The organism is Dyella thiooxydans (genome assembly GCF_001641285.1).
Taxonomy (GTDB): domain Bacteria; phylum Pseudomonadota; class Gammaproteobacteria; order Xanthomonadales; family Rhodanobacteraceae; genus Dyella_A; species Dyella_A thiooxydans.
Map to the genome: position 1 here is coordinate 1506723 of NZ_CP014841.1, position 13956 is coordinate 1520678.

The 13956-nt window shown below is 69.5% G+C and carries 12 protein-coding genes; 4 read left to right on the plus strand and 8 right to left on the minus strand.

Features of this window, described 5'->3' with window-relative positions; genetic code table 11:
* Positions 1 to 10 precede the first annotated feature (10 nt).
* Positions 11 to 769 (minus strand): tetratricopeptide repeat protein, encoded by a 759-nt coding sequence (locus ATSB10_RS06900; RefSeq protein ID WP_063671557.1) that lies wholly within the window; start codon positions 767 to 769, stop codon positions 11 to 13.
* Positions 770 to 969: 200 nt separating this feature from the next.
* On the opposite strand from ATSB10_RS06900, the gene ATSB10_RS06905 reads away from it, so the two are divergent.
* Positions 970 to 2772, plus strand: coding sequence for a DUF885 domain-containing protein (locus ATSB10_RS06905; RefSeq protein WP_063671559.1), 1803 nt, complete (start codon positions 970 to 972; stop codon positions 2770 to 2772).
* Between the two features lie 155 nt (positions 2773 to 2927).
* Complete coding sequence (locus tag ATSB10_RS06910; protein ID WP_063671561.1) at positions 2928 to 3386, plus strand: hypothetical protein; 459 nt, start codon at positions 2928 to 2930, stop codon at positions 3384 to 3386.
* Here ATSB10_RS06910 and ATSB10_RS06915 read toward each other — a convergent pair.
* The 3 genes from ATSB10_RS06915 to ATSB10_RS06925 form a co-directional block, all read right to left on the minus strand.
* A complete protein-coding gene (locus tag ATSB10_RS06915) occupies positions 3383 to 4132 on the minus strand; it encodes an SGNH/GDSL hydrolase family protein (protein WP_063671562.1) in 750 nt (249 codons plus the stop codon). The two genes, ATSB10_RS06910 and ATSB10_RS06915, sit on opposite strands and share 4 nt — an antisense overlap.
* 92 nt (positions 4133 to 4224) lie before the next feature.
* Positions 4225 to 5400 (minus strand): MFS transporter, encoded by a 1176-nt coding sequence (locus tag ATSB10_RS06920; protein ID WP_236886514.1) that lies wholly within the window; start codon positions 5398 to 5400, stop codon positions 4225 to 4227.
* Between the two features lie 175 nt (positions 5401 to 5575).
* A complete protein-coding gene (locus ATSB10_RS06925) occupies positions 5576 to 6844 on the minus strand; it encodes an FAD-dependent oxidoreductase (RefSeq protein ID WP_063671565.1) in 1269 nt (422 codons plus the stop codon).
* Between the two features lie 212 nt (positions 6845 to 7056).
* Between ATSB10_RS06925 and ATSB10_RS06930 the strand changes: the two genes are divergently transcribed.
* Positions 7057 to 7548, plus strand: coding sequence for a GNAT family N-acetyltransferase (locus ATSB10_RS06930; RefSeq protein ID WP_063671567.1), 492 nt, complete (start codon positions 7057 to 7059; stop codon positions 7546 to 7548).
* A gap of 45 nt (positions 7549 to 7593) precedes the next feature.
* Here the strand turns inward: ATSB10_RS06930 and plsY are convergent, their stop codons facing one another.
* Both plsY and ATSB10_RS06940 read right to left on the minus strand, forming a co-directional pair.
* Positions 7594 to 8226 (minus strand): glycerol-3-phosphate 1-O-acyltransferase PlsY, encoded by a 633-nt coding sequence (gene plsY / locus ATSB10_RS06935; protein ID WP_205631103.1) that lies wholly within the window; start codon positions 8224 to 8226, stop codon positions 7594 to 7596.
* 24 nt (positions 8227 to 8250) lie between these two features.
* A complete protein-coding gene (locus ATSB10_RS06940) occupies positions 8251 to 10053 on the minus strand; it encodes a DegV family protein (protein WP_063671571.1) in 1803 nt (600 codons plus the stop codon).
* Positions 10054 to 10164: 111 nt separating this feature from the next.
* Here ATSB10_RS06940 and ATSB10_RS06945 point away from each other — a divergent pair, with 111 nt between their 5' ends.
* On the plus strand, positions 10165 to 11040 hold the full coding sequence (locus ATSB10_RS06945) for a class I SAM-dependent methyltransferase (protein ID WP_205631104.1): 876 nt from the start codon (positions 10165 to 10167) through the stop codon (positions 11038 to 11040).
* 13 nt (positions 11041 to 11053) lie between these two features.
* On the opposite strand, the gene ATSB10_RS06950 is transcribed toward ATSB10_RS06945, so the two are convergent.
* Positions 11054 to 11737 carry a hypothetical protein gene (locus tag ATSB10_RS06950; RefSeq protein WP_063671575.1) on the minus strand — a complete coding sequence of 228 codons (684 nt, stop codon included), beginning with the start codon at positions 11735 to 11737 and terminating at the stop codon, positions 11054 to 11056.
* Positions 11738 to 11970: 233 nt separating this feature from the next.
* Entirely contained in the window at positions 11971 to 13629 is a 1659-nt protein-coding gene (locus tag ATSB10_RS19820; RefSeq protein WP_063671577.1) for a methyl-accepting chemotaxis protein, read from the minus strand.
* Positions 13630 to 13956: the final 327 nt, after the last annotated feature.

The window sequence follows — 13956 nt, forward strand, 5'->3', positions numbered from 1 at the left end:
CGCGACTGCCTCAGCGCGTCGGCTCCGGCCCCGCCACGCGATCGATGTATTTCAGCTCGCCGAGCGATCTCGGCTCACCGGGGATCAGCCCCAGGCACTTCCGGTAAGCCGCGCGCGCCTCGGGATAGCGGTGCAGTTCGACCAGGTCGTAGCCCTCGCCTCGCAACGCCTTGCAGGTCATGTCGGCCACATTTTTGTCGTCGGCCGTCAGCCTGGCGAAACGCTCGGCCACTTCGTAGTGCTTCAGCGATTCCTGCCACGCACGCTTGCGCTGGTAGGCGAAGCCGATCTCGATGTTGTACTGCGCGTCGAACGGCGCCAGGGCAAGCGCCTTGTCCAGTTCGACGATGGCGTCGTCGTAACGGGCCATCTCGTTGTAGGCGTAGCCACGTCCCCAGTACGCCATCGCCCAGGCCGGGCCGATCACCCGGGACGAGGCGATGTGCTTGTCCTTGGCCGCCACCGTGGAATACAGCAGGGCGTCGGGCATGCCGCGGGCGCTGAAGATCGTGTCGGTGTGTCCCTGGTATTTTTTCTCGTAATACCCGGCCACCTCGTCGAACGGCCCGTCGATGGCCGCCTGGATGTGGCCCTGCTGGATCATCCGCACGCCCTCGACCACGCGCTGCACCTGCGCGTCCTCGGCAGCCTGCTCGGCCGGGTCCGGCTGCACGATCCGCACGTCCCGCCCGGCCGGCTTGTCCGGATGCGCGGCACAGGCGGCCAACCCCAGGGCGATCCATGCGATCGCCGCGTGTTTCCAGTCCATCCCCGTCTCCCCCCCTTGCGGTCCATCCTGTCCACGCGGCGCCGCGGCACCACCTCCTGGTTCCGGTATGCCAGCACCGCCGTCGACCCGCAAGCCGCGCATGATGGAATCACCTCCCGCATGCCCCACCGCCTGTGATTGCCCCGTGCGGCGGAAGCACCTAATGTCGGCGGGTCAGACACACCCCGGGGAGAGTCACCATGCGACCGTTGCGCACGCTCACGCTATCCGCCGTCATCGCCGCCACGCTGCTGGCCAGCTGCTCGCAGGACAAGGCTCTACCGGCCAGCCAGGCCGCGACCCCGGCGCCGGCCGTCACCGCGCCGGCCAAGCCGGTGGCCAACCGCGACGCCGATCTGGCCACCGCGGTCGATGGCTTCATCCAGGGCATGTTCGACCACGATCCGGTGTTCGCCGCCAATGCCGGCAAGCACGAGTACGACGGCAAGCTGCCGGACTACAGTGCGGACGGCCTGAAGGCGATGGCGACCTGGCTGCACGACGAGCGCAGCAAGTTCACCGCCTTCACCGACGACAGCCTCGACGCCGAGGGCCGCTTCCATCGCGACTACGTGCTGGCGGTGATCGACGGGCAGCTGTTCTGGCTGGAGCAGTCCGGCTTCCCCTATTCCAACCCGGCCTTCTACACCGACCACCTTTCGCCGAGCATGTACGTGACCCGGCCGTACGCGCCGCTGGCCGACCGCATGGCGGCCTTCGTGCGCTACGAGGAGGCGCTGCCGACCGCGCTGGCGCAGGTGAAGGCGAACCTGAAGCTGCCGCTGCCGGCGAGCTACATCGACCTGGGCGTCAATTCCTTCGGCGGCTACGCCGCGTTCTTCAAACACGACGTGCCGGGCATCTTCGCCAGCGTGAAGGACCCGGCCCTGCAGGCGCGCTTCAAGACCGCCAACGCCGCGGCGATCAAGGCCGCGCAGGAACTGGCCGACTGGCTCAAGGCGCAGAAGCCGCATGCCACCCAGGACTTCGCGCTGGGCGCGGACAAGTTCGCCGCCATGCTCAGGGCGACCGAGCGGGTCGACCTGCCGCTGGACCGGCTCAAGGCGATCGGCGAGTCGGACCTCAAGCGCAACCTCGCCTCGCTGAAGAGCGCCTGTGACCAGTTCGCCCCCGGCAAGTCGCTGGCCGCCTGCGTGGCCAAGGAGGCCGCGGACAAGCCCACCGGCGGTGCGGTCGAAGGCGCGCGCAAGCAGCTGGCCGGGCTGCGCCAGTTCATCGTCGACAAGAACCTGGTGACGATTCCCGGCGACGAGCAGGCCAAGGTGGAGGAGGCCCCGCCGTTCAACCGCTGGAACTTCGCCTACATCGAGATTCCCGGTCCGTACGAGAAGAACCTGCCGTCGGTCTACTACATCGCCCCGCCCGACCCGCACTGGAGCAAGGCCGACCAGGCCGCCTACGTGCCGGGCAAGGCGGCGTTGCTGTTCGTCTCCTCGCACGAGGTGTGGCCGGGTCACTTCCTGCAGTTCCTGCATGCCAACCGCGCGCAGTGGATGTTCGGCCGGCTGTTCGTCGGCTACGCCTATGCCGAGGGCTGGGCGCACTACGCCGAGGAAATGATGTACGACCAGGGCGTCGACGGTGCCACGCCGGAAGTGCACATCGGCCAGCTCACCAATGCGCTGCTGCGCGACGTGCGCTACCTCTCGGCGATCGGCCTGCACACCGGCGGCATGAGCATGGCCGAGTCGGAGAAGATGTTCCGCGAGCAGGCCTTCCAGGACCCGGGCAGCGCCCGCCAGCAGGCCGCGCGCGGTACCTATGACCCGGCCTATCTCAACTACACGCTGGGCAAGCTGATGATCATGCAGCTGCGCCAAGACTGGATGGCCAAACACCCGGGACCGGATGCGCTGAAAGCCTTCCACGACCAGTTCCTCAGCTACGGCGGCCCGCCGATTCCGCTGGTGCGCCAGCAGATGCTCGGCGGCCCGGTCGAGGCGAAGCTGTGGACCGCACCCGCCGGCGCGCCGGCACAGTAAGCGTCCGGCCGATCCCGCCCCCGCGGCGGGATCGGCCTCACGGCAAAGCGTGATGTGCGCCACGACTGTTAGCAGTCGGCGCTTCCGGCTGCCGCGCAATTTCCCTGGATGAAGGCTAGGCTCGAATCGTCGAGCACCAACAGGGGGTACGCGACATGATCGATGCATTCCATCAAGGCACGCCGGCGCAGGTCTGGCAGGAACTCGTGCAGGAAGCCGCCCGCCACGCCGGGCACCCGCTGGACGAGGCGCGCGAGAGCCATCTGGTTTTCGTGCTGCTGCGCTTCCAGCGCGATGCGCAGCTGCTCTCCCACACCCACGGCCTGGACTGGCTGGCGGCGCTCGAGCTGGTCGGCACCGCACGCACCGATTCGCTGCGTGACGTCGGTGACCGCTGCCTGCTGGTCGCCGGCTTGTTCCCGCAGCTGGCCGAACGGCGCCGCGTCAGTGTCGGCTACTACATCGACATCGGCCGCTCCGCCTACCAGGGCGTGGCCGACGCCAGCCGCCGCGCCTATGCCGCGCTGTACGAGCAGCTCGCTGCCAGCTACCGCGAGCTGGTGCTCACGCTCTCGGCCATGCGCCGGCTCGACCTGCCCACGGTGCTGCACTAACGGGACCGACCCCGCAGCGCGGGCAACAGGGACGCTGACACCAGGCAGGTGACCGGCCGGGCCAGCGGAGCGACCCGGAAAAAGCCATGCTCGCCGGGCGCGTGCGTATAGAGCGGCCCACCGACACACGGAACACGCGTGGCAGCATGCCCGGTGACCACCTGCCAGGTCCGCACGGCGAGCAGCGCCGTGGTGGCCCTGCCGGGATGCTCGCCGTCGGGCGCCAGCCAGTCCTCCCGGGGATGGGCGGAGCGCAACGCGATCCAGTCGCTGCCGATCGGGATGTAGTGCGCCCGCATCCGCGTGGCGATACGACGCTCGCCACGCACCAACCACGGCTCGACCTGCGGGTTCAGCTGCCAGGTACCGAGATAGAACACGCGGGCGCCTCCGGCACGAGCGGCCCGGGCAAGGGTCTCACTGGCCTGCGCAGCTGCAGCCAGCTCCCGGCAGTGCCCGGTCGGCGGCATGCATACCGCGATACCGCCCCGCTCCTGGAATACCACGTCGGTGTATTTCCCCTTGGCCAGAAGCCGCGCCAGCGCCGGATCGCCGAGGTCGTCCTGCAACCGCGCCCCCGGCCGGGCGAAGGCATCGACCGACAGTGGCTGGCCGGCAGGCGCCAGCGACGCGAACGCGGCCGGCAGATTGTTCACGTAGGTCAGGCTGTTGCCGACGAACAGCACCCGCCTTGCGGCCGACCCGGCCGCCGCGGACGAGACCGCCAGCAGCATCACGACCTGCATCGACCACCGCCTCGCCCTACTCCGCATTTCGCCTGCCTCCTGTCACCCGAAGCTCGAGGTGGCGACATCGGTGGCAGGACACAAGCCCGGAATCAGCTCACCGTCGCCACTCGCTGCTGCTCCAGCCGATGGGCACGCCACTGCGAGCCCAGCGCCACCAGTGCCAGCGCACCGCCGAACAGACTGACGCCGGACCAGCCGAGGTGATGCCACGCGAACGCCGCCCCGATCGAGCCGAGCGAGCCACCGAAGAACATCGTGGTCATGAACACGGTGTTGAGCCGGCTCTTGTACTCCGGGTGCAGGCCGTAGATCAGGTGCTGGTGCGAGACCAGCGACACCTGCACGCCGAAATCCAGCAGCACCACGCCGACCACCATGCCGGCGATCGTCTGCCACGCGCCGAAGACGAGCCAGGCCAGCAAAGCCGCAGCAGTACCGAGCGAAATCACCCGATACGGCCCACGCCGGTCGGCCACCCGTCCGGCCAGCGGCGCCATCGCCACACCGACCGCGCCGACCACGCCGAACAGGCCGGCCACATCCGGACCAAGGTGGAAGCGCGGCTGCTGCAGGCGGAGCGCGAGGATGGTCCAGAACGTGGTGAAGGCGGCGAACAGCATGCCCTGGGTGAGGCCCGCGCGGCGCAGCACCGGCTCGGTCCGCCACAACCGGACCAGCGAGGCGAGCAGTGCGCCGTAACGCAACGACTGCCGCGGATGATGCGCCGGCAGACTCAGTCGCATCAGCACTGCACTGCCCAGCGCGATCGGCACCGCCACCCAGAACATCGCCTGCCAGCCGAGGTGCTCGGCGACGAAGCCGGCCAGCGTGCGACTGATCAGGATGCCGGTGAGCAGCCCGCTCATCACGAAACCGATCGCAGCACCGCGCCGCGAGGGCTCGGCCAGGATCGCCACGAAGGGCACGATCTGCTGCGCCACCGTCGACGCCGCCCCCAGCGCCAGCGAGGCGGCCAGCAGGGTCGCCGCGGTGGGCGACAGCGCCGCGGCCGCCGAGGCGATCGCCACTGCGACGAACTGGATCACGATCAGCCGCCGGCGCTCGTGCAGGTCGCCCAGCGGCAGCAGCAACAGCAGGCCCAGCGCGTAGCCCACCTGGGTCAGGGTCGCCACCAGACCGGCCACGCCGTCGGCAGGGAAGCGCGCGGCGATCATGCCGAGCATCGGCTGGTTGTAATAGATGTTCGCCACCGCGGTGCCACAGGCCAGCGCCATCGCGAACAGGGTGCCGCGACGAAGCGTCACGGGCGCCTCGGGAGAGGCGGACAGATGCATGGGAGATGTTTCCGAACGGGAGGAGCCCCGGGACATCCGGGACCCGATGCGGCATAGGGTAGAGGGTGTCCTGCCACAGCCCCATCCCTTCTGCGCTCACATCACTCGTGCCTGCCAGGCATGAATGCCCCCGCGCCGACCGCACTCAACCCGGGGTGGTCGCTTCGGACGAGCGGCCGACAGCAGCTCCTGCCGACGACTCCAGCCTCGCCAGGAACGCGGGCGGCAACGCCACCGTGCCCCACCAGCCGCGCCGGGTGCCGGTCAGCACGCGCAGCATCTGGCCACGACCGCCGGGCATGCGTGACAGCGGATGGAACAGTGCATCGCGCAGCGTCGGGCTGAGGCGCTGTCCGGACTGGAACAGTGGCGTGAGCCAGCGGCTCCAGAAATGGTAGACGCCCAGGTGAGTCCGGCGCTCGGCCTGGTAGCAGCCAAGCGCTTCGGACACGCTGCCGGCGAGCCGCAGGCTGTCGCGCAGGGCCAGCGCATCCAGCAACGCCATGTTGACGCCCTGCCCCAGCTGCGGGCTCATCGCGTGGGCCGCATCACCCAGCAGTACGGCACGGCCGCGGTGCCACTGCCGATGCACGGCGTCCCGGTAGCGCGCGGCGGCCAGGCCCTGCGGCACCGGTGTCGTGGCGAGGCGTTCGGCCGCCTCGGGCCACACCGCTGCCAACTCGGCCCGCCAGGGCTCCTCCGCGTCGCCGCTGGCGTCCAGCGCTGCCGACGGCAGGCTCCAGAAGAAGCTCATCTTCGGCGCCGGATCGTCCGGTCGCGTGCCCACCGGCAGCACGCCGGCCATGCGTCGCGCCGCCACGTAGCGCTGGCGCAATTCATCCACCCAGGGCCACTGCGCCTGTTCGACCAGGCACCACTGCGCGCCCCATGGATACGGCCGGTCCAGCAGGGGCGGCGCGATCTGCCCGCGCAACGACGAAGCCGAACCGTCGGCAACCACCATCAGGTCGAAGCCGTCGTGAACCCGGCCCTCGCCATCGACCAGCCGCCCGGCCTCGACATCGATCTCGACGATCGCGCTGCCGGCACGCAGGCAGCGCCCGGACTGCCACGCCGCGTCGAGCAGCTGGAACAGCGCGCCGCGCTGCAGGCCGAGGCCGAACAGGCGCGCATCCAGTTCCGCGTAGCGCATGTCCATCACCGCCCGCCCAGCCACGGTCTCGCCGAACAGTCGGCCGATCCGCCGGCCATGCGCCAGCACGGCGTCGAGCAGGCCCAGTTCCCACAGCACGCGCAACCCCACCGGCTGCAGCAGGAAACCGGCACCGACCGGCCCCGGCTGCGGTACCCGTTCGAACACTTCCACCCGGTGGCCGTCGCGCGAAAGCAGCAGTGCCGTCGCCTGCCCGCCACTGCCGTAGCCGATCACCGCCACCCGCAACTGCTTCGTCATCCCTGCCCCGCGCGTTCGTCTCCGTATTCCCTCAAGCGTAACGACATCCAGCGACATCCCGACCATGTGCGCTTGTGGTGACGCGGCGTTACCGCCACGCTGGCGGCCATCCTGATCGTCGGCATGGCGGCCGACGCACCCTCCGACGCTACACCGCTGCAATGAAGCAAAGGAAAGCAGCGGCGTCGCCCGCACCATGGACGGCCTATCCCATGCTCCAGCTGACTCCGATCGCCGAAGCGCACCTTCCCGACGTCCAGCGATACGCCTCCGATCCGGCCATCGGTGCGAGCAGCTACGTGCCTTCGCCCTATCCCGACCACGGCGCCATCGCCTGGTACGCGACGGTCGCGCGCCGGATCGACGAGGGCCACGCCACCGTCTTCGCGATCACCGAAGACGACGCCTTTCGCGGCGTCCTGAGCCTCAACGACATCGACGCAACGGTGGGTCGGGCGCATCTCGACTACTGGGTCGCCACGCCATATCAGCACCGTGGCGTGGCAACGGCGGCCACGGCGCTCGCCGTGCAGTTCGCGAGCGCCCACCTTCGTCTCAAGGCCTTGCTGAGTACCTGCCTGGCCAGCAACCTCGCCTCCCTGCGGGTGTTGGAGCGCAACGGCTTCGTCGCCTACCAGCAGTCGCCGGCACCGGCGGGCAAGTTCGAAGGCCAGACGCTGTTGCGGCTGCACCGCCGGCTCTGACCACCCTTCCGACCCGGGACGCGCAAGCGCCCGGGATGTCTCGCCTCAGGGCTTTTCCGGCCGCCGCCGGAACACCCGCACCCGCTCGAAGCGCGACTCGGTGCCCGCCCGCAGTCGCGCCAGGTTGGCGCGGTGGGTGTAGACCACCAGCGCGGCGACGACGACTGCGAAGCCCAGCCGGATCGCCCCGGCCCAGACCGCCAGCGCGAACAGCGGCAGGCTGAGCGCCGCCAGCACGGTAGACAGCCCCACGTAGCCGGTGGACAGCAGGCACAGCAGCCATACGACGAGGATCACCGGCAACGCGCCCGGCCAGGCCACTGCGAGCGCACCGACCAGGGTGGCCGCTCCCTTGCCGCCGCGGAAGCCGTGGAACAGGGGCCAGACATGACCGGCCACGGCCGCCAGCGCGGCCAGGTATTCGGCCCAGGCACGCGTTGCATCGGGCATCCAGTGCACCGCGAGCCAGGTCGCCAGTGCACCCTTGCCGATATCGATCAGCACCGTACCCAGCGCGAAGCGCCAGCCCTGCGTGCGCAGTGCGTTGGTACCGCCCGCGTTGCCGCTACCCAGGGTGCGGATATCCACGCCGCGCAGCCCGCCCAGCAGCAGGCTGCCGGACAGCGAGCCAAGCAGGTAGGCCAGCGCGATCAGCGCCAGCGTGAGGGCCCATGTCACCGATGCGATCGGCCCGACCATCGCTCAGCCCTGCTCCGGTTGCACGCTGACCACCAGCGTGCCCGGCCCGGCATGCGCGCCGATCGCCGGACCGGTCTCGACCAGCCACGACTCGCGGCAAGGCAGCCGCTCGCGCAGTGCGTCCAGCAGCGCCGCGCCTTCCACCGCCGCATCGCAATGGCCGACGATCACCCGCCAGCGCGCGTCGGCCGGCAGGCGCCGTGCGATATAGCCGGCGAAACGCTCGACCAGCCGCTGGCGACCGAACAGTCCGCCGACCACGCCAAGTTTGCCGCTTGGCTTGACCCGCGCGATCGGCACCAGCCCCAGCAGCTCGACCACGGTCTTGCTCCACGCCGGCAAGCGTCCGCCGCGCACCGGCATGGTCAGGTCGCGGGTCATCGCCCAGGTCAGGGTGCGCGGGCGCAGCGCATCCAGCCGCGTCACGATGGTCTCGACGTCGGCGCCTTCGCGCGCCGCTTCGGCGGCGGCGATGGCGAGCAGCGCCTGGCCGCCAGCGGCATTCGCGCTGTCGACGATGGTGGTGCGCGCCGCGTCGCCGCGCTGCGCAGCGGTCTCGGCCGACTGGATGGTGCCGGACACCGCGCGTGCCACGCCGATGTAGACCACCGCCGGATGATGGGCGAGCAGGAAGTCGAACTGCCGCCGGAAATCGCCCGGCGCCGGCTGGCTGGTCCGCGGCAGCACATCGCTGTGGCGCAGGCGGGCGTAGAACTGCGCCGGCGTCATGCCGACCTTGTCCAGGTAATCCTGCTCGCCGAAGTTGAGCCGCAGCGGCACCACGTGCAGATGCAGCGCCTCGGCCAGCCCCTCGGGCAGGTCCGCGGAACTGTCGGTGACGATGGCCACCGCGCTGGCATCGGCAGCGCTGCGCGCCTGCGCCTGCATGTCGTCGGCCTTGGTCGACTCGACCCGGCCAAAGCGCGCGGCCAGTTCGAATAGCGCCTGCGGCGAGGCCACGTGTGCGTGCAGGCGCATCCGCGTGGTGGAACCGGCGACCACCACGCACGACGCGCCCAGCGAAGCGACGGCTTCACGCACCGCGGCCGGATGCAGGTCGTCGCCGCTGATCAGGCACTCGCTGCACCAGCGATGCGCGGGATCGGCATCGGCCAGCGCGTCGTCGCCGTGGACATGCACCGGGTCCAGCTCGGGCACCGCCACGTCCACTGCCACCGCCTCGCCGCCGAGCACCGCGCCAATGCCTTCGAGCAGGTGCACGAAACCCTGCGCGCCAGCATCCACCACCCCTGCCTTGAGCAGCACCGGCAGCTGTTGCGGCGTATGCGCCAGCGCCCGGCGGGCACGGTCCAGCGCGTCACCGAACCAGGCTTTCAGGTCGCGCACATCCTCCCGGACCTCCAGCGCCTCGGCGAAGGCGGCAATCACGCTGAGCATGGTGCCTTCGCGCGGCTCGGCGACGGCCTCGCGTGCAGCGCGTGCGCCCGCCTGCACCGCCTGCGCCAGCCGAGCGGGAGCCACGGCGATGCGATCGCCCAGGTCCGCTGCCACGCCGGTGAGGAACTGCGCCAGGATCGCGCCGGAATTGCCGCGCCCGCCGTCCACCGCGTCCTCGCCGACCCGGCGCAGCAGCTCGCCCACGCCCGGAGCGCGACGACTGAGCGCACCGCTCAGCACGCTGCCCATGGTGAAGGCGAGATTGTTGCCGGTATCGCCGTCGGCCACCGGAAACACATTGATGCGGTTCAGTCCGTCGCGCCCGGCGATCACCCGCTGGGCACCGCCGATCAGTGCCCGGCGCAGGGCGGGGCCGCGGATGGCGCGCGGCAGGATGGCAGTCGTCATGCGGCTGTCGGTGTCCGTGGCGTGGGTGACCGCGCGAGCATACGAGCAGGTACGGACCGGGCGCATGCTGCAACGCACGCGCGGCCGGCTGGCCGCCCGGGCTGGGTTACCATGCCGCCCCTGCCGTGCCCCTCGGAACCCGCGTTGACCCATTACACCGGCCCCCTGCTGACCCGTGCGACCGGCACCGCCCTGCTGGACGCGGTCGGCCGTGGCGACGCAATCTGGCGCGGCTCGCTCGACCTGGGTCGATCCACCGGCGAAGCGCACCTGGGCCCCGGGCACTGGCAGTGGCGCGATCAGCATTACCCCTATCCCGGCAAGCTCAAGGAGCGCACCCTGTACTGGTGGGACGGCGAGGCGTTTGCCCCGGTCTCACGCTTCTCCGGCTCGCTGATCAAGCTGGTGCCCACCGAGTGGGACGTGCCGACCTTCGAGATCGACGGCATCAAGATGCTGCCCTCGGCGAAGGAGTCGCCGCTGGACGACGCGCGCCGCAAGGTGGCGCTGGTCGAGCCGCGCGGCAAGCGCGTGCTCGATACCTGCGGCGGTCTGGGCTACTTCGCCGCCTGCTGCCTGGAGGCCGGCGTCGCGCACATGCAGTCGTTCGAGAAGAACGCCGACGTGCTGTGGCTGCGCACGATCAACCCGTGGTCGCCCGATCCGGACGCGCCCGTCAGCGGTGGCCGCCTTGCGCTGACCCATGCCGACGTGACCGACGCCATCGCCGGCATCGCCGACGGGTCGATGGACGCCCTGCTGCACGACCCGCCGCGCTTCGGCATCGCCGGCGAGCTGTATGCGCAGACCTTCTACGACCAGCTCGCCCGCGTGCTGCGCCGGGGCGGCCGGCTGTTCCACTACACCGGCAACCCGAACAGGCTGACCAGCGGCCGCGACGTGCCGCGCGAAGTGGCGCGCCGGCTGGAACGCGCCGGCTTCAAGGCAGAGCTGGCGCTGGACGGGGTGTTCGCGACCCGCCGCTGAGCCACCTCGCGTTTCATGACTGCGTGGGGCTGTCCGGTGGCAGTCCGAGATCCTTGCGAAGTTCGTCGCGCACCGAGCGCAACTCGCCCTGGGTGGAGTGGATGGTGGTGGTCATCTGCCGCACTTCATAGAGGAAGTCACGCGGCGCCACCGGCTGGTCCGTCTGCAGGTCGGTGAAAAAATCCACCATGCGCGGCCCGTTGAACAGCAGCACCGCATCGTGCTGGACCCAGGACGCCAGCTCCCGCGTCGAGGAGTAGGCAGAGGAGTAGCGCTGCAGCATCGGGGCATCCACCCAACCCGCCGACTGGTTGGCGACCGCCACATCCCAGGCATCGGTGGCGAGCGTCGGGAAGTCCAGGTTGAGCGCGAACAGTTCACGGTGAAGATGGATGTCGGCGTTGATCTGCGCGTCGGACTTGCCGGCAACCATGTCCGCACGCAGAAGCCGGTCGAGCTTGAGCAGGTTTGTCAGCGTGGCGTCGTTGCGGGCCATCGACCGGTCGATGTTGCCCAGGTCCTCATGCAGCTCGTGCTGCATCCGCTCGACCGCGACCCGGGCCGCCTCGGCATGGTGCGCGTGCTCGATCCATGCCTCGAGGCCAAGCGCCGTGAGGATCGACAGCACGATCATGAAGTAATGCTTGGCGAAATCCTTGAGCGATTCCAGCTTGACCTTGGGCAACTCCAGATGCATCGCGATCCCCTGCTTGGACGGCGGAAGGGTACAGGAACCGCCCACCACCCGAGGCATGCATCGGCGGATTTCGCCGCCAGCACCGGCGTGGCTCGCGATACGCCCGCAGGCACACTCCCTCCTTCCATCCGCATGCGAAGCCGGGGCGACCGGCCATCGCTACGTACCGGCGGCCTCGACAAACTACCCTGCGGACGCAGCGGCGAAACAGGATCCGCCGCGCCCCGGACCACTCACGAAGTCGCCCAGGCCAGGTCGGGGGCCGGCAACAAAGCCGCCGATGTATCCACTCCACCTCGCGGCAGCGTCCGCCCGATATGGCCGGCCGTCATGGCCGGCACCGGGTCCTCGTCGAGACGGAAATAGGCCACCCGCTGCTGCAGGACGTGGGCCTGTTCGTGCATGGCGCGACTGGCCGACGCGGCCTCCTCCACCAGTGCGGCGTTCTGCTGGGTGACCTCGTCCATCTGCGTCACCGCCAGGTTGACCTGCTCGATGCCGGCCGACTGCTCGCCGCTGGCGGCGGCGATCTCCGAGACGATGTCGCTCACCTTCTTCACGCCGTCGACGATCGCCGCCAGCGAGCGGCCGGAGGCATCCACCAGCTCCGACCCGAGGCGTACCCGCTCCACGCTGTCGCCGATCAGCGCCTTGATCTCCTTCGCCGCCACCGCACTGCGCTGCGACAGGTTGCGCACCTCGGTGGCCACCACCGCGAACCCGCGCCCCTGCTCGCCGGCACGGGCGGCTTCCACGGCGGCATTCAGCGCGAGCAGGTTCGTCTGGAAGGCGATTTCATCGATCATGCCCACGATGTCGGCGATCTTGCCGCTGGAGGCGGAGATGCCGGCCATCGCTTCGACCACCTGCGCCACCACCTTGCCACCATGCTCGGCCTGCTCGCGCGTATCGCGCACCAGACGGTCGGCATGTGCGGCGTTGCCGGCGTTCTGCTTGACCGTCGCAGTCATCTCCTCCATCGAAGCGGCCGTCTCCTCCAGGCTGGAGGCCTGCTCCTGCGTGCGCTGGCTGAGGTCGTCGTTGCCCTGGGCGATCTGCCGGGCTGCGGTGCCCACCGACTCGGCACCGAAGCGCACGTCCGTCACGACGCTGGTCAGCTTCGCGTCCATCTCAGCCAGCGAGCGCAGCAGGCGGCCGACCTCGTCGCCGGGAATGCGGTCGATGCGGTTGTTGAGCCTGCCAGCGGCAATGTTGTCGGCTACCCGCATGGCATCACCCAGCGAGCGCGAGATCGAACGCACCAGGCGGAAGCCGATCGCCGCACTGAGGAGCAATCCGAAAGCGATCGACCCGATGGTCGTGTCCACCGCGCGCGACTCGCGCGCTTCGTCGACGGCGTAGGCGTCGTTGGCGATCGAGTCCTGCAGCGTGAACAAGTCGCCGATGCCGCTACGCAGCGCCAGATAGCTCTTCTCGCCCGGGCCGTCCAGGGTCTGCGTCGCCTGGTCGAATCTCTGCGAGCCCAGCTCGTCGAGCGTCAGACCGACGCTCTGGCGGAAGCCGCCCATGTCCTGATCCAGCCGCTTGCCGACGAGCTGCTCCTGCGACGAGAGCACTGCACCATGGAACGCGGCCAACAGCTTCACCAGCTGGCCGTCATCGCCCTGTTCGGCCTGCCTTGCCTTGGCGACAAGTGCCGGATCCCTCGCCGCAGCCGCGCGATGCAGGGCCGTCCTCTCGGCACCGAGCAGATCCAGCCCGCGGGCCAGCGCCATCGCGGGTACCAGCTTGTTCGCGTGCATGTCCTGCAATGCGGCCTTGCTGCTGTCCAGGTCGACGATGGACATGAAGCCAAGCGCACCGAGCAGCACGGCAAGCACGCCAAGCGTCCCGGCCAGCCGGGCCTTGATGGAAAACTGCGGAATTGCCATACCCTTACTCCTTCAAGAGATGACCCGGGCCGGTTTGGATGAGCGGGAAAAACCGGCTTCGCGAGTGGATTTGAAATCGTCGTTCCGGCACCGGTGATTCCCGTCGGCAGCGGCTTGCGGTCCACCATCAGCGGCACCGGAAATATCGGTGCATCACGTGCGGATTAGCGACAGGGTTTCGCCGACCTTTAACGTAATTACTTGCGCTGTTTCCGCATCTAAATCAGCCAGATGGATTTTCATCAAACCGGACTGGAGACAGGCGGGAAAATCGTTCGAAGCGATTTGAGCCCATTCGATCCGCGTGATTTCCGGAGACGGGGCGGA